Origin of the sequence: Micromonospora sp. WMMA1949, from assembly GCF_027460145.1 — a bacterium.
Classification (GTDB): Bacteria; Actinomycetota; Actinomycetes; order Mycobacteriales; family Micromonosporaceae; genus Micromonospora.
In genome coordinates, this window is the sequence record NZ_JAPZBG010000001.1 from 1,358,651 (window position 1) to 1,382,254 (window position 23,604).

A 23,604-nucleotide genomic window follows, 5' to 3' on the forward strand; every position below is an offset into this window, starting at 1 on the left:
GCGACCGGTTCGACGACATGCGGCTAAGCCTGACGCATCTCACGCGATGAGTCAACTGATCCCACATTTTGGTTCACGGACGTGGGCGTGTCGACCACCGGGACCCCCTCCGCGCCCGGCGCCACCTGCGAAGATCCCTCCAACGGGGGACGCTGGGCGGGCACCGCGGCGGGCGGATTGTTGCGCAGCCGGGGCAGCAGCGGCGAGGGGGCGCGAACCGGGGCGGGCGGCGGCACCGGCGGCATCGCGGTGTGCCGGTTGCCGGGCGCGGTGGCCGCCTCCAGCATCGCCTCCAGGTGCTCGGCCGGTACGCCCCAGCCGAACAGCGCGCCCTGCCCGAACCGGCAACCGGCGGCGACCACGGCGGCCAGCTCGGTCGGGTTGGTGACGCCCTCGGCGATCACCTCGAGCCCGAGCTGGTGGCCCAGGCGCATGACGATGTCGACCATCGGGGCGAACGCCGGGCCGTCCCGCCCGACCGGCCGGACCGGCTCGTGCTCGGCGACCAGACTGTGGTCGATCTTGAGGATGTCGATCGGCAGCCGCCGGAGCTGGCCGAGCGACGAGTAGCCGGCGCCGAAGTCGTCGAGCGCGATCCGGACGCCGGTCAGCCGCAGCGCGGTGAGCCGCCGGATCAGCTCGTCCAGGTCGGTGGCGACAGCGTGCTCGGTGACCTCCAGCACCAGCCGCTGCGGCGGCACGTGGTGCGCGCGCAGCGCGTCAGCGACCTGGACCACGTACTCGGGGGCGTGCAGCTCGCGCGGCGACACGTTCACCGACACCCAGACGTCGTGCCCGTCGGCCAGCCAGCGGGAGAGCTGGAAGCAGGCCTGGTGCAACACCCAAGCGCCGAGCTTGGCGATCATCCCGCACTCCTCGGCGAGCGGGATGAACTCGTCCGGCCGGACGTTGCCCAGCTCCGGGTGCCGCCAGCGCAGCAGCGCCTCCGCGCCGACCGGCCGCACCGACGGCAGCGAGGCCACCGGCTGGAAGACCAGCCGCAGCTCGTCGCGCTCGATCGCGCCGCGCAGCTCGTGCTCCATCCGGGTCCGCCGGCTCAGCAACTGGTCGTACGTGGCGTCGTAGCGCTCGATCCGGTTCTTGCCCCGCTGCTTGGCGTAGCGCAGCGCCAGGTCGGCGTTGCGCAGCAGCAGTTCGACGTCCTGCTCCCCCTGCCCGGCGGCCACCCCGATGCTCACCGACAGGAAGACCGGCCCGTCCCCCTGCTCGTACGGGCGGCCGAGCACCCCGAGCAGGCGGTCGGCGACCGGGCCGGGGTCGGCCGCCCCGTGCATCAGCACCGCGAACTCGTCACCGCCGAGCCGGGCGGCCAGGTCGCCCGGCCGCAGGTTGCCGCGCAGCCGCCGCCCCACCTCGATCAGCACCGCGTCGCCGACGTCGTGCCCGCGCATGTCGTTGACGTTCTTGAAGCCGTCCAGGTCGAGCCCGAGCAGGACGCACGGCCCGCCCGCCTCGGCGCTGCGGTGCAGGGCACGCAGCAGCCCGCGCCGGTTCGCCAGCCCGGTCAGCGGGTCGGTGTGCGCCAGCTCGCGGAAGTGCGCCTCCCGCTCGGCGAGCCGGATCGCGTAGCCGCGGACGTCGTTCAGCGCCAGGTACTGCCGGGTGACAAGGGCGAACCCCTCGACGGTGCCGGCCACGATGGCGTAGCCGTCGAACCCGCCGCCCTGCACCAGGTGGTACATCGCGGAGGCGGCCATGGCGAACATCGGCACGAAGGCGTACTCGCCGTCGCGGCGGATGAAGTCGACGTCGAGCTGCGTGAGGTCGGCCCGGCGCCCGGCCACTGCGGTGGCCAGCAGCCCGGCGGCGGTCAGCACCGCGCCGGTGAGCACCATGCCCGGGCCGGCCTGGCAGAGCCCGGCGGACACGGCCAGCCCGCCGGCCGTCACCGCTATCGCGCCGGCGGCGAGCAGCGTCAGCCACCCGCGCGGCGGCGCGACCCGCAGCACGACGATCATCGTGAGCCCGGTGGTGAGCGCCGCGCTGACGGTGGCCAGCACGATCGGCAGGCAGGCCACCGGGGTGGCGTCGCCGAGCAGCCGAGTCGGCTCGCTGAACGCCACCCAGCCGACGAACCAGAGCGCGCTGCCCATGATCAGGCCGTCGAGCAGCAGCCGGGCGGTGGCCGCACGGGTCGCGGCGGCGCCGGGCAGCCGCAGGACGGCGGCGCCGAGGCCGAGCGCGGCGAGCGTCGTACCGACGGAGACGAGGACCGCCCATCCGGTCCGCTGGCCCTGCCGGTGCGCCCAGTGGTCACCGGCGGCGAGCAGGCCGCCGAGACCGACCAGGAGGCTGAACAGGGCGGCACCGGCGGCGACCGCGAGCAGCAGGTGTGCCGGACGGCGGGGGCCGGTGCGGCGCCGCACCGACGCGGCGAGCAGCACGGCGGCGCCGGTCGCGGCGATCCCGCTCACCACCGCGACGGAGACCATCCCCGGGGACGACTGCACGCGTCAACTCTGCCGGATGAGCGCCTCTCGTGGGGCACCGGGTGTGCAACTGTTGGGACACAGGGTGCGCGCGGCGGGGTTGCCGCGCGAATGGTGTCAGACTGGTTGTCATGCCTGAGCTGCGGTCGAGGACCTCCACCCACGGTCGGACGATGGCCGGCGCCCGGGCCCTCTGGCGGGCCACCGGGATGACCGACGACGACTTCGGCAAGCCGATCGTCGCCATCGCGAACAGTTTCACCCAGTTCGTACCCGGTCACGTCCACCTCAAGGACCTCGGTGGCCTGGTCGCCGACGCGGTGGCCGAGGCCGGCGGCGTCGGCCGGGAGTTCAACACGATCGCCGTGGACGACGGCATCGCCATGGGCCACGGCGGCATGCTCTACTCGCTGCCCAGCCGGGAGCTGATCGCCGACGCGGTGGAGTACATGGTCAACGCGCACTGCGCGGACGCCCTGGTCTGCATCTCCAACTGCGACAAGATCACCCCGGGGATGCTCCTGGCCGCGCTGCGGCTCAACATCCCGACCGTCTTCGTCTCCGGCGGCCCGATGGAGGCCGGCAAGACGGTGGCGATCGAGGGCGTGGTGCACTCCAAGATCGACCTGATCGACGCCATGATCGCCTCCTCGAACGAGGCGGTCACCGACGACCAGCTCGGCGAGATCGAGCGCTCCGCGTGCCCCACCTGCGGCTCCTGCTCCGGCATGTTCACCGCCAACTCGATGAACTGCCTCACCGAGGCCATCGGCCTGGCGCTACCAGGCAACGGGTCGACGCTCGCCACCCACGCCGCGCGGCGGTCGCTGTTCGTCGAGGCCGGGCGCACCGTCGTGGAGATCGCCAAGCAGTGGTACGAGAACGACGACGCCTCGGTGCTGCCGCGCTCGATCGCCGGCCGGGAGGCGTTCGAGAACGCGATCGCCCTCGACGTGGCCATGGGCGGCTCCACCAACACGGTGCTGCACCTGCTCGCCGCCGCCCGCGAGGCGGAGCTGGACTTCGGCGTCGCCGACATCGACGCGATCTCCCGGCGGGTGCCGTGCCTGGCCAAGGTCGCCCCGAACTCGCCGAACTACCACATGGAGGACGTGCACCGGGCCGGCGGCATCCCCGCCATCCTCGGCGAACTGGACCGCGCCGGGCTGCTGCACCGCGACGTGCGCGCGGTGCACTCCCCCAACCTCGACACGTGGCTGGCCGACTGGGACGTCCGGGGCGGCTCGGCCACGCGCGAGGCGGTCGAACTGTTCCACGCCGCCCCGGGCGGCGTGCGGACCACCGAGCCGTTCTCCACCGCCAACCGCTGGTCGTCGCTGGACACCGACGCGGCCGGCGGCTGCATCCGGGACCGGGAGCACGCGTACAGCGCGGACGGCGGCCTGGCCATCCTGCACGGCAACCTCGCGCCGGCCGGCTGCGTGGTGAAGACCGCCGGTGTGCCCGAGGAGTGCCTGACGTTCCGCGGCCCGGCCAAGGTCTACGAGTCGCAGGACGACGCGGTGACCGCGATCCTCGCCAAGGAGATCGTCGCCGGGGACGTGGTGGTGATCCGGTACGAGGGCCCGAAGGGCGGCCCCGGCATGCAGGAGATGCTCTACCCCACGTCGTTCCTCAAGGGCCGTGGGCTGGGCCGCTCCTGCGCGCTGCTGACCGACGGCCGGTTCTCCGGTGGCACCTCCGGCCTGTCCATCGGGCACGTCTCCCCGGAGGCGGCCTCCGGTGGACTGATCGCGCTGGTCCGCGACGGCGACGAGATCGTCATCGACATCCCGGGCCGGTCGATCGAGCTGAACGTGCCCGCCGACGAGCTGGAGGCGCGCCGGGTGGCCGAGGAGAAGCGGGACCGCCCGTACACCCCGCTCGACCGTCAGCGTCCGGTGTCGGCGGCGCTGCGCGCGTACGCGTCGATGGCGACCTCGGCCAGCGACGGCGCCTACCGCCGCGTCCCGGAGTGACGTAAGGAAGGGTCCCTTCTTAACGCCTCCGGTAGAGGAGGGGGCCCTTCTTAACACCCGCGCGCCGGTAACGTCCGGCGGCGTGGAGACGACGGTGAACTATGCGCGACTGGTCCGACCGGCGATCGACCGGGTCTACGTGGGCGCCCGCTGGGGAGCGCGCGCCCGGATGGAGGCGTTCTACGCCGAGCGGGGCTGCACACTCGGCGCGGAGAACAGCTTCTTCTCCGGCGTGCTGGCCCGGCCGATGCCCGCCGAGGCTCTTGCCGACGGCCTGATCTACACCTCCGGCAGCATGGACGAGGAGCTGGCGCAGGGCGTCGTCGTCCGGGACGCCGAGGGCGCCTGGCACCTCACCGACCTGGGGCGCGAGCTGACGCTGTTCGCCCAGCGGGCCACCGGTGAGGCCGCCGAGGAACTGTGGTCGACGCTGCCCGGAGTGCTGCCCGGCCTGAGCATCGTGCCCCGCCTCGCCGACCTGGTCGGCCGGGTGCTGGCACACGCGCAGGCCACCGGCGGGCCGGTGTTCCGGGCGATGTCCCCGCCGTACGAGCCGGAGGGCGCCTCCCCGGCGCTGCTGCTGGTCACCCGGCTGGGCTCGCTGCGCCACCACCGCTCCGACGCGCACCGGGCCGCGTGGCGGGCCGCCGGGCTGACCGCCGACGAGATCCGCGCGCTGCCGGACGGCCCGCAGCGCGCGGCGATCGAGGCGGACACCGACCGCCGCGACGCGCCGGCGTACGCGGCGCTCACCGAGGCCGAGCGGTGGGAACTGCTGGCCGGCCTCGCCGCCCTGCCCAACTAGCGCCCGCAGCCTTAACAGCCGTCGGGTGGAACGCCATGGGTGTCAAACGGTGCCGTAGACACCCATGACGTTCCACTCACGGCGCAGCGGCGCGTCAGGACTGGGCGGGGTCCTCCTCGGCCGGGGCGGTGCCGTCTATCGGCAGGCCGAACTCCGCCGGTGAGTTCTCGTCGGTCCCGTCCAGGTCGGCGTGCGGGTCCTCCGGGGTGACGTCGTCGGGGTCGGCGCCTCCGGCGTGCAGTTCGGACAGCTCAACCGGATCAGTCATGCCGTCCTGGTACCCGCCGGGCGCCGCCCGAACCCGGCAGGTGTCGTTCCAGGCCGTCGAAGAGCAGGTCGAGGGTGAACTCGAACTCGGTCTGGGAGTCGCACCATCCGAGCGTCGGATCCGCCGCGTCGTGCGTCTCGGCGGCGACCATCGCGGCCAGGTGGGGCAGCCGTTCGGCCAGCGCCACCATCTCGGCCTCCGCGGCCTCCGCGTCCGCCTCCCCGCCCGCGTCGGGCCGGAACACCTCCTGGGCGAAGCCGAGCGCCAGGCTGCCGAAGGCGTGCAGCGCCCGGTGGGCGATCCGGTACGAGAAGCCGCCGTCGACGAGGGTGGCGAGGATGCCGTCGTAGTAGGCGTACACCCCGGCGGGGACGGTCGGGCGGGAGCTGAGCAGCGCGGGCGCCCACGGGTGCCGCAGCATGACCGCACGCGCGGCGAGGAAGCGCAGCCGCAGCCGGTTGCGCCAGTCTCCGCCGGGCGCGTCCGCCTCGGCACGCTCGGCGGCTTCGGTGATCTCGGCGGCGACGGCGTCCACGAGGCCGTCGAGCAGCCCGGCCTTGCCGGGTAGGTGGTGGTAGAGCGACATCGCCTCGACGCCGAGTTCGGCGGCGAGCCGGCGCATCGTGAGCGCCGCCATCCCTTCGGCGTCGACGAGGGCGATCGCGCTGGCCAGGGCTCGCTCGCGGCTGAGCGGCTCCCGTGGCTTCCTCGCTCCCATCCGGCTCTCCATCTCCCCTTGACCTTACAACGTATGGTTGGCCTTACGACGTAAGGCAACCCCCGCCACGGGCACGTCGATCACCCCCGAAGGAGCCGCCATGCACCAGCTGATCCGTACCGCCCGCGTGACCGGGCTGTTCTACCTCGGGCTCGCCGTCACCGGCGCCCTGGGGTTCCTCACCGTCCGGCCCATGATCTTCGACGCTGACGACGCGGGCGCGACGCTCGCCAACCTGGTGGCCCACGAGTCGCTGGCCCGCGCCGGCATCGCCCTCGAACTGCTCGTCGTGCTCACCCAGGCGCTCACCGCCGTCTGGTTCCACCGCCTGTTCCGTACCGTCGACGGCACCGCCGCGGGCAGCATCGCCGCCTTCGGGCTCGTCAACGCGGTCGCGATCCTCGGCAGCGCCGCCGTTCTCGGGACAGCTTTGCGGGTCGCGACCGGCGGGCCGGGCGACGCCGACACCGTCCAGCTGCTCTACCTGGTCAGCGGGAACCTGTGGGAGGTGGGCGGCCTCTTCTTCGGCCTCTGGCTCGTGCCGATGGGCTGGTGCGTGCTCCGGTCCGGCTGGATGCCCCGGCCGCTGGGCTGGGTCCTCGTCGCCGGTGGTGTCGGCTACGTGCTCATGACGTTCGTCGCGTACCTCGCCCCCGGCGCCGGCATCGTCGGGGACCTGCTGGTGGTGCCCGCCACGGTGGGCGAGGTGTGGATCCTCGGCTACCTGATCGTCTTCGGCGTGCGGAAGGAGGAGGTGAAGGTGGACGCCGAGGTGACGAAAGCCTAGGCCGGGCTCGCGGCGAGGGCGACACCCCGGGCGTACCTGATGGCGGCCGGGGTGTCCGTGAACACCAGGCCCTCACGGCGCAGTTCGTCGGCGACGCCGAGGGCGCTGAGCACCTGGTCGTGGCCCGGCGTGATGCCCGAGAGCAGCACCGTGATCCCCCGGGCGCGCAGCCGGGCGATGGCGTCGCCGAGCACCTGCGCGCCTGTCGCGTCGACGGTGGAGACGCGGGACATCCGCAGGATCACCACCCGCACGTCGGCCACCTCGGCCAGTTCCAACAGGAAGGTGTGCGCGGCGGCGAAGAACAGCGGCCCGTCCAGCCGGTACGCCACGATGTGCTCGGCGAGCAGCGCGTGCTCCTCGGCGCTGTGCTCGCCGGTGTCCAGCGGCACCTGTTCCAGCTTGGCGCTGCGCGCCACCGCTCGCAGCGCCAGGACGGCAGCCACGGCGAGCCCGACGACCACCGCTGTCACCAGGTCCCAGATGACAGTGACTGCGAACGTCAGCACCAGCACCACCGCGTCGGCCCGGGTGGCCCGCATCAGCGCCAGCAGGGAGGCCGCCTCCACCATCCGTATCGTGGTGGCGAGCAGCACCCCGGCCAGGGCGGCCAGCGGGATGCGGCCGACGAGCGGGGCGGCGGCGAGCGCGATCGCGGCGAGGGCCACCGCGTGGGTGAGCGCGGCGAGCTTCGAGGACGCCCCGGCGCGGACGTTCACCGCCGTACGGGCGATGGCGGCGGTCGCCGGGATGCCGCCGAAGACCGGGGAGGCGAGGTTGGCCAGGCCCTGGCCGAACAGTTCCCGGTCCGGGTCGTGCCGCTCGCCGACAGTCATGCCGTCCGCCACGGTCGCGGAGAGCAGGCTCTCCAGGGCGGCGAGCGCGGCCACGGCCAGGGCGCTGGGCAGCAGGACGCCCAGCGCGCCGAGATCCAGGAAGCTCAGCGACGGCGCGGGCAGCCCCTGAGGCAGCTCACCGATCCGGGCCAGGTCGATCGGGGCCAGCTCGGCGAGAACAGTCGCGGCGGCCACGCCGACCAGGGAGAACGGCACGGCGGGCCGCCACCGGCCGCCGAGCAGCATGAGTGCCGCCACGCCGAGCGCCACGGCGATCGCGGCGGGCCGGGGATGCGCGGCGAACCGGGCGACCGCGTCGGCTGCGACCGCCCACACCTTCTCGCCGTGCGCCCCGGCGACGCCGAGCGCGGCCGGCACCTGTTGCAGCGCGATCACCATGGCGATGCCGGCGGTGAAGCCCTCGATGACCGGGGCCGGCAGGTAGCGGACGTACCGGCCCAGGCGGGCCAGGGCGAGCGCGATCAGGATCAGCCCGGCCAGCGCGCCGACCATCAGCACGCCTCCGGCGCCGAACTGCTGCACCACCGGCACCAGCACGACTGTCATCGCCCCGGTGGGGCCGGAGACCTGGAGGTTGGAGCCGCCGAAGACCGCCGCGACGGCTCCGGCGACGACGGCGGTGACCAGGCCGGCCTGCGCACCGAGCCCGGAGGTGACGCCGAAGGCGAGCGCCAGGGGCAGCGCCACCACCGCGACGGTGAGCCCGGCGAGCAGGTCGCGCCGGGGCGAGCGGCGCGCCGCCGCCCAGTCGGCCCGGCCGGGCAGCAGCGCGCCGAACAGCCGGCCCGCCCGCCGGACGACGTCACCGGCGCGAACGGCAGCCGCCGCGCTCACCGGTCCGTCCCCGAGGCCCGCAGCTCGTCCAGCAGGGCGTCCCGGTCGGTGAGGACCGCGCCGAGGATGCGCCGGCCGGCGGCGAGCAGGTCGGCGACGTCGGGGGTGCTGAGCGCGTACATGACCAGGGGGCCGTCCCGGTACGAGGTGACCATGCCGGCGCGGCGCAGCACGGCGAGCTGCTGGGAGAGGTTGGACGCCTCCACGTCGATGGCGGCGAGCAGGTCGCGGACCGGCTTGGGCCCGTCCTGGAGCAGTTCGAGCACCCGGATGCGCACGGGGTGCCCGAGGGTCCGGAACAGCTCCGCCTTGGCCTGGTACAGCGGCACCGACACGACTCACCCCTCCGACGACTCTGAAGACTTTAGCACTTGCAGAAATCTTCAAATCGACGGAGATGGCGGGCGTCCCTCTCAGGCCAGGTCGTTGACGCAGCGCAGCACCGGCCGGGAGGTGAGCGCCTCGGCATCCAGCGGGCACGTGGTGCTCACCGTGAAGACGACGCTCTCCCCCGGCAGCAGCGTCACCAGGGCCCGGTCCACCTGCGCGGCCGGATCGAGGCGGTCCGGGAACAGCGTCAGGTCACGCAGCACCGTCCGCGCGGTCACCCGGACGCGCCGGCCGCCGCCGGTCGGCTCGACCGCCGCGTCCCACTGCGCCGCCGGCCACCGCACGTCGCGGTCCTCGGCGAAGAACCACAGCGCGCGCTCCGCGGCGTCCCCGGCGTCCGCGACGAGCAGTTCCGCGCGGCCGTCGTCCGGCCGCGCCACCTCCGCCGGCAGTTCCACCACGACCGAGGAGTACGCGGGGACGTCGAGGTCGACCGAGGTCTTCGCCCTCGGCTCCCCGGTGAGGGCCAGCCGGGTGACGGTGGCCGGCCCGCGCCACGCGTCGGCGGTCTCGTTCACCGCCACCAGCGCCGGCCCGCCGTCGCGCGGCTGCACCGTCAGCAGCCGGTCGGCGTAGGCGCGGCGCAGCGCGTACCACAGGGGTTTGCGGCGCCCGTCGCCGTCAATCGCCGACCAGGACGTGACCGGCCAGCAGTCGTTGAGCTGCCACACGACGGTGCCCGCGCAGACCGGCCGGTGCGAGCGGAAGTGCTCCACGCCGAGCTGGATGGCGCGGGCCTGGTTGAGCTGGGTGAGGTAGTGCCAGTCGTCGAAGTCGGCGGGTGGCGGCAGGTGGGCGTCGAGCCCGCGCCGGAGCTTGCAGTCCCCGTCGGCGGCCTTCTGGTGGTGCGCCATGCCCGGCGAGTCGGGCGCGAGCGGGTCGTCGGAGAGGGCGCGGCGCAGCGTCGCGTACGCGGGCGGCGCCTGGTAGCCGAACTCCGCCACGAAGCGGGGCACGTAGTCCCGGTAGCGCGTGTAGTCGTCGGTGTTCCACACGTCCCAGATGTGCGTGGTGCCGTGCGCCGGGTCGTTGGGGTGAAGCTCCTCGCTGCCGGACCAGGGACTGCCCGGCCAGTACGGGACGGTCGGGTCCAGCTCGCCGACGATCGCGGGCAGCAGCTCCAGGTAGTAGCCGCGTCCCCAGGTGCGCCCGGCCAGGGGTTCCTGCCAGTCCCAGTCGTGCCAGCCCCAGATGTTCTCGTTGTTGCCGGTCCAGAGCACCAGCGACGGGTGCCCGGCGAGGCGGGTCACCTGCTCCCGCGCCTCCGCCTCGACCTCGGTGCGGAACGGTTCCTCCTCCGGGTACGCCGCGCAGGCGAACAGGAAGTCCTGCTGCACCAGCAGGCCCATCTCGTCGGCGAGGTCGTAGAAGTCGTCGGACTCGTACCGGCCGCCGCCCCAGACGCGCAGCAGGTTGACGTTCGCCCCGGCCGCCTGGCCGAACCGCTGCGCGAGGCGGTCGCGGGTGACCCGGTTGGGGAACGCGTCGTCGGGGATCCAGTTGACGCCCCTGACGAACACCGGGACGTCGTTGACGTGCAGCGCGAACGGGGTGCCGTGGGCGTCGGGCGTGGTGTCCAGCCGTACCGAACGGAACCCGACCCGGCGGGACGCGGCGTCCAGCTCCCGGCCGTCGGCGCCGTGCAGGCTCACGTCGAGGTCGTAGCGCGGCTGGTCGCCGTACCCGATGGGCCACCACAGCGCGGGGTCCGCGACGGTGAGCGTCACGACGGCGGTCCGCTCCCCCGCCGGTACGGCGACCTCGGCGGCGACCCCGGCGACGGTGGCGCGGACGGTCAGCGGCTCGTCGCCGGCCCGCTCGACCCGCGCGTGCAGCTCCACCCGGCCGGTGCCGCCGACCACCGTGACGAGCGGCCGGACCGACGCGAGCCGGGCGGTGGACCAGGCGTGCAGGCCGATCTCCTGCCAGATGCCGGCGGTGACGAGCGTCGGTCCCCAGTCCCAGCCGAAGTTGCAGGCGGTCTTGCGGATGAAGGGGAACGGCTCCGGATAGGCGTTCGGCCGGTCACCGAGCCGGTCCCGGTGCGCCTCGGCGTACCGGTACGGGGAGTCGAAGCGTACGGCCAGGGTGTTGCGGTCCGGGCGCAGCAGCGCGCGGACGTCGAAGCGGTACGAGCGGTGCTGGTTCTCGGTGCGGCCGACCTCGACGCCGTTGAGCGTCACGGTGGCGACCGTGTCGAGACCGGCGCAGACCAGATCGATCCGGTCCTCGTCGCCGGGCTGCCGGGCGAACGTGGTCTCGTAGACCCAGTCGGTGCGGCCGATCCAGGTGAGGCGGTTCTCGTTGTCGTCCCGGTACGGGTCGGGGATGAGACCGGCCGCGAGCAGGTCGGTGTGCACACAGCCGGGAACGGTGGCCGGCACCGCCGTCCCGGCGATCTCCGGCGGCACCGCCGGACCGGGCTCGGCCCGCAGCGTCCACCCCTCGTGCAGCAGCGTTCGACGGCTCACGACTTCACCGCGCCTTCCATGATTCCGCGGACGATCTGACGTCCACCGATGAACAGCATGACCAGCAGGGGGACGGTCGCGATGAACGCGCCGGCGAGCACCCGCCGGTAGATCACGTAGGTGCCGCTGGCGAGGTCGGAGACCGCCACCATCGACGTCGGGTAGTCGGTGCCGCTGAGCGTGATCAACGGCCACTGGAAGTCGTTCCAGGTGGCCACGAACGTGAGCAGGCCGAGCACCGCCAGGGCCGGACGGATCGCGGGCAGCACGATCGTCGCGTACACCCGCATGGTCGTGGCGCCGTCGACCCGGGCCGACTCGATCAGCTCGTCCGGGACGGTGTTCACGATGAACTGCCGCATGTAGAACACGCCGAACGCGGTGACCAGGCCGGGCGCGATGACCGCGAGCAGCGTGCCGTTCCAGCCGAGCTTGCCCATCACGATGTAGAGCGCCACGATGCCGAGCTGGTTGGGCACGGTGAGCGTGAGCACCACGAACAGCATCAGCGCGCGGCTGCCCCGGAAGCGCAGCTTGGCGAAGGCGAAACCGGCCAGCGAGCAGAAGAACAGCACCGAGGCGGTCACCACCGCGGAGACGATGACGCTGTTGACCAGTGACGCGGCGAAGTAGACGTCCTGGAGGGAGAAGACCTCGTCGACGTTCGTGAGGAAGCGGTCGCCGGGGATCACCGCGGGCGGTAGCTTCGCCAGCGCCTCGTCGTCGCTGGTGGCGATGACGAACATCCAGTAGAGCGGGAACGCGGCGAACAGCATGCTCACCGCGAGCAGCAGGTAGGTCCCCAGTCCGGCCGGGGTGTCCTGTGGGGCCCGGGCCACCACGCGTCGCGTCGTCACCGGCGGCCTCCGGAGAGTCGGTTGGTCAGCAGGTAGTTGACGCCGGCCACGAGCAGGATGATCAGGAACAGCGCCCAGGACATCGCGGCGGCGTACCCGAGGTTGAGGTCCTTCCAGCCGACCTTGTAGATGAGCTGGGCGATGGTCTGCCACTCACCGTCCGGCCCGCCGGTCGCCGCCTGCGCGTTCGGGTCGAACAGCATCGGCTCGGTGAACAGCTGCAACCCGCCGATGGTGGACAGGATGACGGTGAACAGGACCACCGGCTGGATCATCGGGACGGTGATCCGCCAGAGCTGCTTCCACTGTCCGGCGCCGTCGATCGCGGCGGCCTCGTACACGTCGCGCGGGATGGACTGCATGGCGGCCAGGTAGAGCAGCGCGTTGTAGCCGATCCACTTCCAGTTGACCATGGTGGCGATGGCGATCCAGGCGTGCAGCTTGTCCGCCCGCCAGTCGATCGGGTCGTCCGGGCCGCCGATGCCGAGCAGGCCGAGCGCCCAGTTCGCCATGCCGAAGTCGCGGGAGAAGAAGACGCTGAACACCATCGTCGAGGCCACGATCGGTGTCACGTACGGCAGCAGCACACCCACCCGCCACCACGTCTGCGCCCGCAGTTTGCGGTTGAGCAGCGACGCGACGAGCAGCGCGAGCAGCAGTTGCGGCACTGTGGAGAGCAGGAAGATGCCGAACGTGTTGGTCAGGGCGTTCCAGAAGTCCTCGTCGGCGACCAGCCGGCTGAAGTTCTCGGTGCCGGCCCAGTACGGCAGCGTCGGGTCGTCCAGGCGGTAGTTGCGCAGCGACACGACCGCGTTGAACAGCAGCGGGAACAGCCCGAACACGAGGAAGAGCAGGAAGAACGGCGCGATCATCAGGTACGGCATGTACCGCATGTCGAAGCGGTACAGCCGGTCGCGCCAGCTCATCCGCCGATCGGCTGCCCCGTTACGGCCGCGCTTGCGGGCGGGTGGGCGGCCGGGCGGCGCGGGCGCAGCACGGGTGCTGGACATCTGTTCACTCCAGGGCCGGGAGATCGGACGGTGACGGGGCGGACCGGGCCGCCCCGTCACCGCTGACAGGTCAGGACGTGGCGGCCTTCTCGGCCTCCTTGACCGCCTCGGACCAGGCGGCGTCGGACTTGAGCGACTTGTTCTCCACCCGCCGGATCACGTTCTCCACCGCCACCCGGGTCGGGCCGTTCCTGCGGCCCAGGTACTGCGGGGTGAGGCCCTGCGCCATCTTCGGGAAGATCTGGCCGACCGGGGCGTCGTTGAAGAACGGGTTCTTGAAGTCGGCGATCGCCGGGTCGGTGTAGAGCGCCGGCTGCGACGGCAGGTTGCCGACCTTCTTGAAGATCTCGATCTGCTGCTCCGGCGCGACCAGCCAGGTCAGCAACTTGTACGCCTCGTCGACGTTCTTACCCTGCTTCGGCAGCGTCAGGAAGGAGCCGCCCCAGTTGCCGCCGCCACCGGGCACCGCGGCGATGTCCCACTTGCCCTCGGTGCCGGGTGCGGTGTCCTTGATGTGGCCGAGCATCCACGCCGGGCAGGCGAGCACCGCGAACGCGCCGCTGGTGAAGCCCTTGTCCCAGTCGGCCTGGAAGCTGACCAGGTTGGCCGACAGCCCGGCGCCGACCGCCTTGACCGTGTAGTCGAACGCGACCTTCGGGCCCTGCTCCATCCGGAGCTGGTCCTGCTCGTCGTAGAAGCCGACCGGCTGCTGGCCGAGGATCGGGTTGAACAGGTTGGTGCCGGCGTCGATGAACTTCTTCTTCGTCGTGGCGGTGTACTGCCGCCCGACCTCGATGAACCTGTCCCAGGTGGGCCACAGGGCTGATACCTGGTCGCGTTCGGTGGGCAGGCCGGCGGCCTTGAACAGGTCGGTGCGGTAGCACATGGCCAGGCCGCCGACGTCGGTGCCGAGGCCGATCTGCGTCTTGCCGTCCGCCGACAGCGACTGCTTCCACTTCCAGGGCAGGTACTTGCTCTCGTACGAGCCGGCGCCCTTGTCGAGCAGGTTGACGAACTTGTCGGACTGACTGCGGAACTGGACCATGAAGCCCTCGTCGATTGCCGCGATGTCCGGCGCCCCGTTGCCCGCGACGAGCTTCTTCTGCAGGTCCTCGTGCTGGGCGTTGTACTCGCCCGAGTTGAGCTGGATCTTGACGTTCGGGTGCTCGGCCTCGTACTTGGCCTTCAGATCCTGGAGCCCGAAGTCGCCCCAGAAGTTGATTTTCAGCGTGACCTGACCACCGGCCGAGTCCGAGCCGCCGGTGGTGCTCCTGCCGCTGCAGGCGGCGATCATGACCAGGCTGACGGCACCGACGGCGGCCACGCGCGCCAGGTGCGTCCAGGACCGTCTCATCTCATCCTCCGCGCCGAATGGAAACGCTCTCGAATATCGAGAGACGTTGACTGAACCGGATAAGTGACGCCACCGTACGGTTCCCATTCATGACTGTCAACGGTCGGTTACCGATGTGCTGGCCCGTTAACCTTGCCGCCGCTCACGCCCGAGGTCCGGGCCACTCGTGGCAGTCCTCGGGTTACGCCCGCTCTAAGCTGAACCGCACAAGCGCTCGCCGCCGAAACCCGTTCACCACCACCGACGGCGGCACCCGGGACCGGCACGGCGTGCAGTAGCGTCACCAGACGCCGGTGATCCGGCGACCGGAAGCGCCCGTGAGGGCCGGACACAGTGGAGGAACGCTTCGGTGAAGCGGCCGACCATCGCCGACGTCGCCCGGCGCGCCGGGGTCTCCAAGGGCGCGGTGTCGTACGCGCTCAACGGCCAGCCCGGCGTCTCCGAGACGACCCGGCAACGGATCCTCGCCATCGCCGCCGAGATCGGGTTCCGCCCGAGCAGCGCCGCCCGCGCACTGTCCGGCGCCACCGCCAAGGCGGTCGGGCTGGCACTGTGCCGCCCCGCCCGGATACTCGGCATCGAGCCGTTCTTCATGGAGCTGATCAGCGGCGTCGAGGCCGAACTGTCGGCCCGCTCGTACGCGCTGACGCTCCAGGTGGTCAGCGACCAGGAGGCCGAGATCGCCGTCTACCGGCGGTGGTGGGCCGAACGCCGGGTGGACGGCGTGCTCGTCTGCGACCTGCGCACCGACGACCGGCGCGTACCGGCGCTGGAGGAACTGCAACTGCCGGCGGTGGTGATCGGCGGACCGGGGCACACCGGCGGCCTGGCGAGCGTCTGGGCCGACGACGCGGCGGCCCTGGTGGAGACCGTGGAATACCTGGTCGCGCTCGGCCACCGGCGCATCGCCCGGGTCGGCGGTCTGCCCTCGTTGCTGCACACCGAGATCCGCACCGAGGCGTTCACCGGCGTGTGCCGGCGGCTCGGGCTGGACGAGGCGACCACCGTCTGGTCCGACTACACCGGCGAGGAGGGCGCGCGGGCCACCCGCCGGCTGCTCAGTTCCGCCGGCCGTCCCACGGCGGTGATCTATGACAACGACGTGATGGCGATCGCCGGACTGTCCGTGGCCCAGGAGATGGGCCTCACCGTGCCCGGCGACCTGTCCATCGTGGCCTGGGACGACTCACCGCTCTGTCGCCTGGTGCACCCGCCGCTCACCGCGCTGGGCCGGGACATCCCGGCGTACGGCGCGCACGCCGCCCGGCAGCTCCTCGCGGTCATCGCGGGTGAGCCGGCCACCGTCGTCCAGGACGAGACGGCGCACCTGACGCCGCGCGGCAGCACCGCCCCACCTCGGGCAACACCCCGCTGAACCGGTTCAGCTCACCGGGCGGTCGACGGGTGCTCCTCGAACCACGCCTCGACCCGTTCGGCGGTAGCCGGCCGGGCCAGCGCGAAGCCCTGCCCGTACCGGCAGCCGGCCCGCCGCGCGCCGGCCACCTGCACCTCCGACTCCAGTTCCTCGACCACCAGCTCCACGCCGAGCCGGTCGGCCAGGTTCGCCACCACGTCGATCAGCGGACGCTGCCCGTCCCCGCCCGGACCCACCAGATGCGGGCCCACCTTGAGCAGGTCGATCGGCAACCGGCGGAGCTGCGCGAGCGAGGCGTGCTCGGCCCGGAAGTCGTCCAGCGCGATCCGCACGCCGAGCGACCGCAGGCCGGCCAGCCGGGCCACCACGGTGGACAACTCCGCGCCCACCACCGGTTCGGACACCTCGACCACGAGCCGTTCCGGCACCACGTCGTACGCGGCCAGCGCGGTAGCGGTGCGCGCCACGAAGTCCGGCGCGGCCAGCTCGCGCGGCGTCACGTTGACCGCCATCCACAGATCACGGCCGCCCTCCGACCACGCGGCGAGCTGCCGGCAGGCCCGGTCCAGCACCCACCGCCCGATCTCGCCGGTCAGGTCCAGGTCGGCCGCCACCGGCAGCAGCTCCGCCGGCAGCACCGTACCCAGCGCCGGGCTGCGCCAGCGCAGCAGCGCCTCGGTGCCCACCGGCATCCGGTCGGCGAGCGCCACCACCGGCTGGTAGACCAGGTCCAGCTCACCGCGCGCCACCGCGCCCGGCAGCTCCCGCTCCAGATCCAGGCGTCGGACCAGCTGCTCCTCCAGGTAGGCGTCGTACCACTCGACCCGGTCCCGGCCGAGCTGCACCGCCCGGCGGCGGGCCAGGTCCGCCTGGCGTAGCACGTCCTCCGGATCGCCGCCGCTGGTCTCGGCCAGCCCGACGCTCACCGCCAGCCGGGCGGCGCCTCCGGGCCGGGGGTACGGCTCGGCCAGCGCCGCCAGCAGCCGGATGCCGAGCGCGTACGCGAGCACCGGCCCCCGATCGGTGAGGACCGCGTACTCGGTGTCGCCGAGCCGGGCGACCAGATCGTGCGTCTCGGAGCCCGCCCGCAGCCGGCGCGCGGCCTCGATGAGCACCGGCCCCTCCGGCACCGCGCCACCGGTGCCGTGCAGGTCGACGACGAGCAGGGCACCGCCGCTGCGTTCCGCCATCGCCCGGACCAGCTCGGCGCGCGTCAGCGGCACGGGCCCGGCCACCCGGGCGTCCGGTCCGAGCCGCCGCCGCAACCACGCCTCGCGCGCCGCGAGCCGTTGCACCCGGCGCCGCTGGTCGGCGGCGGTGAGCAGCTCCCCCACCATGATCGGCGGGATGACCGCCAGACCCAGGGCCATAGCGCCGGTGCTGAACTCCCCCGCCGTCATCAGGTGGACCCCGGCGGCCAGCGCGGCGATCCCGGCCGGCGCGGTCAGGCGGGGCCACGCGGCCGGCGCCACGTCCCGGCCCGGCCGTTCACCGCCCGAGGTACGCCGGGCGCCGGCGGCGGTGAGCAGCGCCCCGGCCACCAGCGGCGCCGCGACGAGTGGCAGCGCCCGGTCCGGCGCGCCGTAGGCCAGCAGCACCACGAGCAGCGTGAGCCCGCCGAGCGTCAGCGCGGCTCCGGCGTGGCAGCGCGCGGCACCGGGCCGGCGGCGACGTTCGGCGAGGGCCGCCACCGCGAGCACGGCGAGCACCACCGCACCAGCAGCCGCCACCGTCGCGGCGACGGCCGGGACCGGGCCGCCCGGCAGCAGCATCCAGCCCGCGAAGACCAGGCTGACGCCGAGCGCCAGCACGTCGACGGTTCGGCGCACAAGTTCCGGGCCGGACAGCCGCGACCGGCCGGGCAGGCGCAGCAGGGCCGTCACGTGCAGCACCCCGGTGAGGCACAACCCGGCCAGCGCGATCGGCAGCCGGTGCGCGGAATCACTCAGCGGCAGCACCGCGACGGTGAGCCCGGCGGTCAGGACGGCGCTGTCGAGGATGGCGGCGACCCGGCGGGACAGGGCCGCCCGTCGCGCCCGCCGCCCGGTCGCCGTTGCGACGTGCGTCGGGGCGGTGTCCGTCGTCTCGCCGGCGTGCCACCGGAACGTGACAACCTGCTGCGGTCCGGGCTGCCGCGGTCCGGGTTCGGCGGCTCGTCGTCCGGGCGCGGGACGGTCGATCGGTGCCGGCCTGTCAGTCACGGCGGGCCCGTCGGTCGGTGCGGGAGCTGCGGGACGGTCGGTCGGTGCGGGGGCTGCGGGACGGTCAGTCGGTGCGGCGGCTCCGGCCAGCCAGGCGAGCCGGACGCAGGCGAGGGCGAAACCTCCGGCGACGGCGAGCGCGGCGGCAGCGGGGCCGGGCAGGGCACCGGCGACGCCGGCGAGGAGGAAGACCGCGCCGGTGAGCGACACGGCGACATCGGGCAGGGCTGATTGCCGACGGGGATCGGCGCGAGGGGGGACGGGCACGGCGGTCGCCTTCGTGAGGGGGCACGGGGGCGGTGCGGTTGCGGTACGCGGTACGACGTGCGGGGTCGGGGCGGGCGGGGACGCATCGGCGGGGACCGCTGCGGCCACGCCTAGAAACGATCCCGGAAGCGCCCGGTGACGTCACCGCACCAGTGACGTCCGTCACATCCACAGACGTCACGGAGACGGTCCCCGTTCAAGATCGACGCCGCTCGCTTCCGCGTCGCCTCCCGACACAAGACGCGGCAGATCTTGGTACCGAGCCGCCCCGGAAAGGGCGGAGCCGTACCAAGATCTGCGGCGGGCCGCGTGCGGCGGGAGAGGGCGGGCGCGGAAGGGCAGCCCGCGGCGGAGTAGCCGGATGGGGCGGGGGGACGCCCGGGGGGTGGGGTGGAGGGGCCGGATGGGATTATCGGAGGGTGAGCCGCGCCGATACCGTCCGTTTCCGCCACAACCAGGCCATCCTGGTCGCCGCGATCGTCGCCGCCATCGGCGCGCTGCCCCTGGCCTCCGCCCGCTGGTGGCTGCTCTGGGTGCTGCTCGTACCGCTCGCCGCCGCGGTCTGGGCGTGGCGGGCCGGCACCGACGCCGACGCCCGGGAGCTGCGGCTGCGAGCGCTCGTCGGGCAGCGCCGGGTGCCGTGGACCCGGGTCGCCGAACTCGCCGGTGACCCCAGGGGAAGGGCAGTCGCCCGGCTCGACGACGGCGAGGTGGTGGTGCTGCCGGCGGTACGCGCCACCGAGCTGCCCCGGCTGATCGCCGTCACCGGGCAGGAGCTACCGGACGCCGACCGCGACCGGCAGACCGGCGATCAGTAGCCGTCGACCACCCGGTTCGTCAGCTCCTCCCCTGCCACGTACCGGCGCAACTGCTCGCCCACCAGGCGGTACGCGCGGGGCAGCAGCCCCCGTACCGAGCCGGCGACGTGCGGGGTGAGCAGAACGTTCGGCAGCTCCCACAGGGGATGGTCGGCGGGCAGCGGTTCCGGGTCGGTGACGTCCATCGCCGCGCGCAGGCGGCCCGAGGTCAGCTCGGCGACCAGCGCCGACGTACGGGCCACCGGCCCTCGGGCGGCGTTGACGAGCAGCGCGCCGTCCGGCATCGCGGCGAGGAAACGCTCGTCGACCATGCCCCGGGTCTGCTCGGTCAGCGGCACCAGCAGCACCACCACGTCCGCCTCGGGCAGCAGCGCGGGCAGCTCGTCCACCCCGTGCACGCCCTGGTCGGGGCGCGGCGTACGGGCCACCAGCGTGAAGCTCACCTCGAACGGGGCGAGCCGGTCGCGTACCGCGGTGCCGATCGAGCCGGCGCCGACGATCAGCACCCGCTTGCCGGCCAGCTCGTCGGTGGGCGCCACCTCGTCGTACGCCCACTCGCGCCGGGCCTGCGCCCGGGCCAGCGGCGCGAATCCGCGCAGCGAGGCAAGGATCGCGGCGACCACCCATTCGGCGGTGGGCGAGTCGTGTACGCCCCGGGCGTCGCAGAGCGTCACGCCGTCGGGGATCCGTCCCACCCAGGCGTCCGCCCCCGCGGAGAGCAGTTGCACCACCTCGACGTCGGGCAACTCGGCCAGGAGCGCGCCGGCGTCGGGGCCGGACAGGAACGGCGGCACCCAGAACCGCACCCCGGCCGGGGACGACGGAAGCCGCCGCGGGTCGTCCAGCAGCTCCACGGTGACGCCGGGTGGCAGTTCGCCGAGCAGCCGGCGGCCCTCGGGGTGCGGGATCCATACCTTCACGATCGCCGACGATATCGGCCCCGGACCGGCCGGCGCGGCGTGACCCGTGACGAACACCGCGCCGGGAATGGAGTGGCGGTCCGGCGGGGTATAACCGAGAACGGGATGCCGCTCGGGTGTTCCGCTTGCTGAGGGCGGTGGCGATGAGCGAGGACGGCCGGGACCGGGTGTCCGTGCCGATTCCGGCGCTCGCCGACCCCGACCGATTGCGGTCACTCGACGAGACCCGGCTCGACGCCGTACCGGACGAGGCGTTCGACAGGTTCGCCCGGCTGGTCGGCGACCTGCTGGACGTTCCCGTCGCGCTCGTCTCCCTGGTGGACTCCGAGCGCCAGTTCTTCCCCGGCGCGACCGGCCTGCCGGAGCCGTGGGCGGCCCGCCGGGAGACCCCGCTGAGCCACTCGTTCTGCCAGCACGTCGTCGACATCGAGATGCCGCTGGTCCTGCCCGACGCCCGCCTCTACCCGCGGGTGCGCCTCAACCTGGCCGTCGAGGACCTGGGCGTGGTGGCGTACGCGGGCATGCCGCTGACCGACCTGGACGGACGGGTGCTCGGCTCGCTCTGCGCGATCGACAGCAAGCCCCGGGCCTGGACCAAGGAGCAGATGCGTACGCTCGCCGACCTGGCCGCCGCGTGCTCCTCGGAGCTGCGGCTGCGCATCGCGGTACGCGGCGCGGAACAGGCCCGCCGCCGCGCGGAGGAGGCGCACGACCGGCTCGCCATGCTGGCCGGGATGAGCGAGATGCTCGGCGGCACGCTCGACGTGGCCACCGCGGTCGACCGGCTCGGACACGCGATGGTGCCGCTGCTCGCCGACTGGTGCCTGATCACGCTCGTCGACCCGGCCGGGCGGCCGCGCACCGTCACCGGCGTACACCGGGAAGCCGAGCGTGCGAGCGACATGGCCCGCTTCGCCGAGCTGCTGACCACCGGGCTCAGCGCGGACTCGCAGATCCGGTCGGTGCTGCGTACCGGCCGGCCGGTGGTGCGGGCCGTGGCCGGCCTGGACGACGTGGCGCGCGGCACCACGCGCCCGGAACTGGTGCCGCTCGCCGAGCGGCTCGGCGTGGGCTCCCACCTGACCGTGCCGATCACCGCCGCCGGGGACCGGGTGATCGGGGCCGTCACGCTCGTCAACCGTGCGGGGCGGCGCGGTTTCGACACCAGCGACCTGCGCACCGCGCAGGACATCGGGGTACGCGCCGGACAGGCGGTCGGCAACAGCCGTCTCTACGGCGAGCAGCGCCACGTCGCCGAGGTGCTCCAGCACAGCATGCTGCCGAGCCTGCCGGCCGTGCCGGGGATCGAGCTGGCCGCCCGCTACCTGCCGGCCGCCGACCGGGTGGAGGTGGGCGGCGACTGGTACGACGCCTTCGTCCAGCCCGACGGCGAGTTGATCGCCGCGATCGGTGACGTCGCCGGGCACGACATCGAGGCGGCGGCCACCATGGGCCAGTTGCGCAACCTGGTGCGGGGCAACGCGTACGGCCGGGACGATCCGGTGGAGGATCTGGTGGCCCACCTCGACCAGGCCATGGGCGGCCTGCGGGTCCCCACCGTCGCCACCGCCGTGCTGGCCCGGGTGCGCCCGGCCGACGACGGGCTGAGGGTCTCCTGGTGCAACGCGGGGCACCCGCCGCCGCTGCTGGTCCGCGCCGACGGCACGGTCTCGGTGGCGGAGGGGCGCGGACCGCTGCTCGGCCTGGCTCGGCCGCCCCGGCGCACCGGCCGGACGCTGACCCTGGCACCGGGCGACACGCTGCTGCTGCACACCGACGGGCTGATCGAGCGCCGGGACCAGCCGCTCGACGAGGGACAGGCCGAGCTGCTCGCCCACCTCGAGGCCGGCGGGCCGGGCGTACCCCTGGACCTGCTCTGCGACCGGCTGCTCGCCGCCGCGCACCGGCGCGAGGACGACGTCGCCCTGCTCGCGCTGCGCGCCGGCTGAACCGGCACCGCCTCCTCCGAACGGCCGGACGCGCCCCGCCGTGCCCGCGACGTGCCCGGTTCGCCGGTTCACCCGGCTAGGCTGGGGCGGGTGAGCCCGCGTCTTGCGTACCCCCGTGTCCGCCGCCTCCGGACGGCGCTGGCGGCGTCCTGCGCGGCGCTGCTGCTGGGCACCGCCGGCTGTGCCCTCGGCGAGCCCGAGCCGGATCCAGCCGGGGCGCCGCCCAACCTGCCGACGCCGTCGAGCACCGCGAGTCCCGGCGGAGCCGGTCAGCAGGTGGTCGCAACCGTGCTGGCCAAGGGGCTGGAAGTCCCCTGGGGCATCGCGTTCCTGCCCGACGGCGGGGCGCTGGTGACCGAGCGGGACAAGGGACGGATCCTCCAGGTCGGCCCGGGGTCCGGCCCGGACGGGCTGGCCGTGCGGCCGGTGCAGACCCTGCCGGACGTGGCCGCCGGTGGCGAGGGCGGGCTGCTGGGCATCGCTGTCTCCCCGGCGTACGCCCGGGACCGCACGGTCTTCGTCTACTACACGGCCGAGAACGACAACCGGATCGCGAAGATGCAGCTCGGGGAGGCCCCGAAGCCGATCCTGACCGGCATCCCGAAGTCCGGCACGCACAACGGCGGCGGGCTGGGGTTCGGGCCGGACGGCCACCTCTATGCGAGCACCGGTGACGCCGGGCGCACCGAGAACGCCCAGGACGCCAAGAGCCTCGGCGGCAAGATCCTGCGGATCACCCCGGACGGCAAGCCGGCGCCGGGCAACCCCACCGCCGGGTCCCCGGTCTGGTCGACCGGGCACCGCAACGTCCAGGGCTTCGCCTGGACGCCGGACAAGAAGATGTACGCGGTGGAGTTCGGCCAGAACACCTGGGACGAGATCAACCCGATCAACAAGGGCGGCAACTACGGGTGGCCCCGGGTCGAGGGCCGCGGCGACGACAGGCGCTACGTCAACCCGATCGCGCAGTGGCCCACCGGTGACGCCTCCTGTTCCGGCCTGGCTGCGGTGGACCGTCTGCTCGTCGCCGCCTGCCTGCGCGGCCAGCGGCTCTGGCTGGTGGAGCTGGCTGGCAACGGCACCGTCCTCGGCCAGCCGCGTGACCTGCTCACCGACCGCTACGGTCGGCTACGGGCCGCCGCGGTGGCGCCGGACGGCTCGCTCTGGGTGAGCACCTCGAACCGGGACGGGCGGGGTACACCTGCCGCCGAGGACGACCGCATCCTGCGACTCGTCTTCGCCGACGGGGGCGCCGGCCGGAGCTGATCCGGGCCGGGCGGGTTTGTCAAGATCG

The 23,604-nt window shown here is 73.4% G+C and carries 18 protein-coding genes; 7 read left to right on the forward strand and 11 right to left on the reverse strand.

Annotated elements, in window-relative coordinates; all coding sequences use genetic code 11:
- Positions 1–23: 23 nt before the first annotated feature.
- Positions 24–2,471 (reverse strand): putative bifunctional diguanylate cyclase/phosphodiesterase, encoded by a 2,448-nt coding sequence (locus O7607_RS06105; RefSeq protein ID WP_269701608.1) that lies wholly within the window; start codon positions 2,469–2,471, stop codon positions 24–26.
- Between the two features lie 110 nt (positions 2,472–2,581).
- Between O7607_RS06105 and ilvD the strand changes: the two genes are divergently transcribed.
- Complete coding sequence (ilvD, locus tag O7607_RS06110; RefSeq protein ID WP_269701609.1) at positions 2,582–4,429, forward strand: dihydroxy-acid dehydratase; 1,848 nt, start codon at positions 2,582–2,584, stop codon at positions 4,427–4,429.
- An 82-nt stretch (positions 4,430–4,511) separates the two neighbouring features.
- The gene (locus O7607_RS06115; RefSeq protein ID WP_269701610.1) at positions 4,512–5,234 is read left to right on the forward strand and encodes a hypothetical protein; all 723 of its coding nucleotides are present in this window, start codon (positions 4,512–4,514) and stop codon (positions 5,232–5,234) included.
- A 94-nt stretch (positions 5,235–5,328) separates the two neighbouring features.
- Here the strand turns inward: O7607_RS06115 and O7607_RS06120 are convergent, their stop codons facing one another.
- Together O7607_RS06120 and O7607_RS06125 are read right to left on the reverse strand one after the other, a co-directional pair.
- Positions 5,329–5,502, reverse strand: a complete 174-nt coding sequence (locus O7607_RS06120; protein WP_269701611.1) for a hypothetical protein — start codon at positions 5,500–5,502, stop codon at positions 5,329–5,331.
- A complete protein-coding gene (locus O7607_RS06125) occupies positions 5,495–6,232 on the reverse strand; it encodes a TetR/AcrR family transcriptional regulator C-terminal domain-containing protein (RefSeq protein ID WP_269701612.1) in 738 nt (245 codons plus the stop codon). Before O7607_RS06125 ends, O7607_RS06120 begins: the two co-directional genes overlap by 8 nt.
- 88 nt (positions 6,233–6,320) lie before the next feature.
- On the opposite strand from O7607_RS06125, the gene O7607_RS06130 reads away from it, so the two are divergent.
- Positions 6,321–7,007, forward strand: a complete 687-nt coding sequence (locus O7607_RS06130) for a DUF4386 domain-containing protein (protein WP_269701613.1) — start codon at positions 6,321–6,323, stop codon at positions 7,005–7,007.
- On the opposite strand, the gene O7607_RS06135 is transcribed toward O7607_RS06130, so the two are convergent.
- The 6 genes from O7607_RS06135 to O7607_RS06160 form a co-directional block, all read right to left on the reverse strand.
- Positions 7,004–8,698 carry a SulP family inorganic anion transporter gene (locus O7607_RS06135; protein ID WP_269701614.1) on the reverse strand — a complete coding sequence of 565 codons (1,695 nt, stop codon included), beginning with the start codon at positions 8,696–8,698 and terminating at the stop codon, positions 7,004–7,006. The two genes, O7607_RS06130 and O7607_RS06135, sit on opposite strands and share 4 nt — an antisense overlap.
- Entirely contained in the window at positions 8,695–9,033 is a 339-nt protein-coding gene (locus tag O7607_RS06140) for an ArsR/SmtB family transcription factor (protein ID WP_013284484.1), read from the reverse strand. Before O7607_RS06140 ends, O7607_RS06135 begins: the two co-directional genes overlap by 4 nt.
- A gap of 78 nt (positions 9,034–9,111) precedes the next feature.
- Positions 9,112–11,559 (reverse strand): glycoside hydrolase family 2 protein, encoded by a 2,448-nt coding sequence (locus tag O7607_RS06145; RefSeq protein WP_269701615.1) that lies wholly within the window; start codon positions 11,557–11,559, stop codon positions 9,112–9,114.
- A complete protein-coding gene (locus tag O7607_RS06150) occupies positions 11,556–12,416 on the reverse strand; it encodes a carbohydrate ABC transporter permease (protein ID WP_269701616.1) in 861 nt (286 codons plus the stop codon). The genes O7607_RS06145 and O7607_RS06150 overlap by 4 nt, the downstream gene beginning before the upstream one ends.
- Positions 12,413–13,426 carry a carbohydrate ABC transporter permease gene (locus O7607_RS06155; RefSeq protein WP_269701617.1) on the reverse strand — a complete coding sequence of 338 codons (1,014 nt, stop codon included), beginning with the start codon at positions 13,424–13,426 and terminating at the stop codon, positions 12,413–12,415. Before O7607_RS06155 ends, O7607_RS06150 begins: the two co-directional genes overlap by 4 nt.
- Positions 13,427–13,496: 70 nt before the next feature.
- Positions 13,497–14,780: an ABC transporter substrate-binding protein gene (locus O7607_RS06160; protein ID WP_269701618.1), complete on the reverse strand. Its 1,284-nt coding sequence runs from the start codon at positions 14,778–14,780 to the stop codon at positions 13,497–13,499.
- Between the two features lie 349 nt (positions 14,781–15,129).
- On the opposite strand from O7607_RS06160, the gene O7607_RS06165 reads away from it, so the two are divergent.
- Complete coding sequence (locus O7607_RS06165) at positions 15,130–16,155, forward strand: LacI family DNA-binding transcriptional regulator (RefSeq protein WP_269701619.1); 1,026 nt, start codon at positions 15,130–15,132, stop codon at positions 16,153–16,155.
- An 11-nt stretch (positions 16,156–16,166) separates the two neighbouring features.
- Here O7607_RS06165 and O7607_RS06170 read toward each other — a convergent pair whose 3' ends face one another.
- Positions 16,167–18,566: an EAL domain-containing protein gene (locus O7607_RS06170; RefSeq protein ID WP_269701620.1), complete on the reverse strand. Its 2,400-nt coding sequence runs from the start codon at positions 18,564–18,566 to the stop codon at positions 16,167–16,169.
- 476 nt (positions 18,567–19,042) lie between these two features.
- Here O7607_RS06170 and O7607_RS06175 point away from each other — a divergent pair, with 476 nt between their 5' ends.
- Complete coding sequence (locus O7607_RS06175; protein WP_269701621.1) at positions 19,043–19,441, forward strand: PH domain-containing protein; 399 nt, start codon at positions 19,043–19,045, stop codon at positions 19,439–19,441.
- Here O7607_RS06175 and O7607_RS06180 read toward each other — a convergent pair.
- Positions 19,435–20,361: a 2-hydroxyacid dehydrogenase gene (locus tag O7607_RS06180; RefSeq protein ID WP_269701622.1), complete on the reverse strand. Its 927-nt coding sequence runs from the start codon at positions 20,359–20,361 to the stop codon at positions 19,435–19,437. The genes O7607_RS06175 and O7607_RS06180 overlap by 7 nt on opposite strands.
- 143 nt (positions 20,362–20,504) lie before the next feature.
- Here O7607_RS06180 and O7607_RS06185 point away from each other — a divergent pair, with 143 nt between their 5' ends.
- Positions 20,505–22,310, forward strand: coding sequence for a SpoIIE family protein phosphatase (locus O7607_RS06185; protein ID WP_269701623.1), 1,806 nt, complete (start codon positions 20,505–20,507; stop codon positions 22,308–22,310).
- Positions 22,311–22,400: 90 nt separating this feature from the next.
- Complete coding sequence (locus O7607_RS06190) at positions 22,401–23,576, forward strand: PQQ-dependent sugar dehydrogenase (RefSeq protein ID WP_269701625.1); 1,176 nt, start codon at positions 22,401–22,403, stop codon at positions 23,574–23,576.
- Positions 23,577–23,604: the final 28 nt, after the last annotated feature.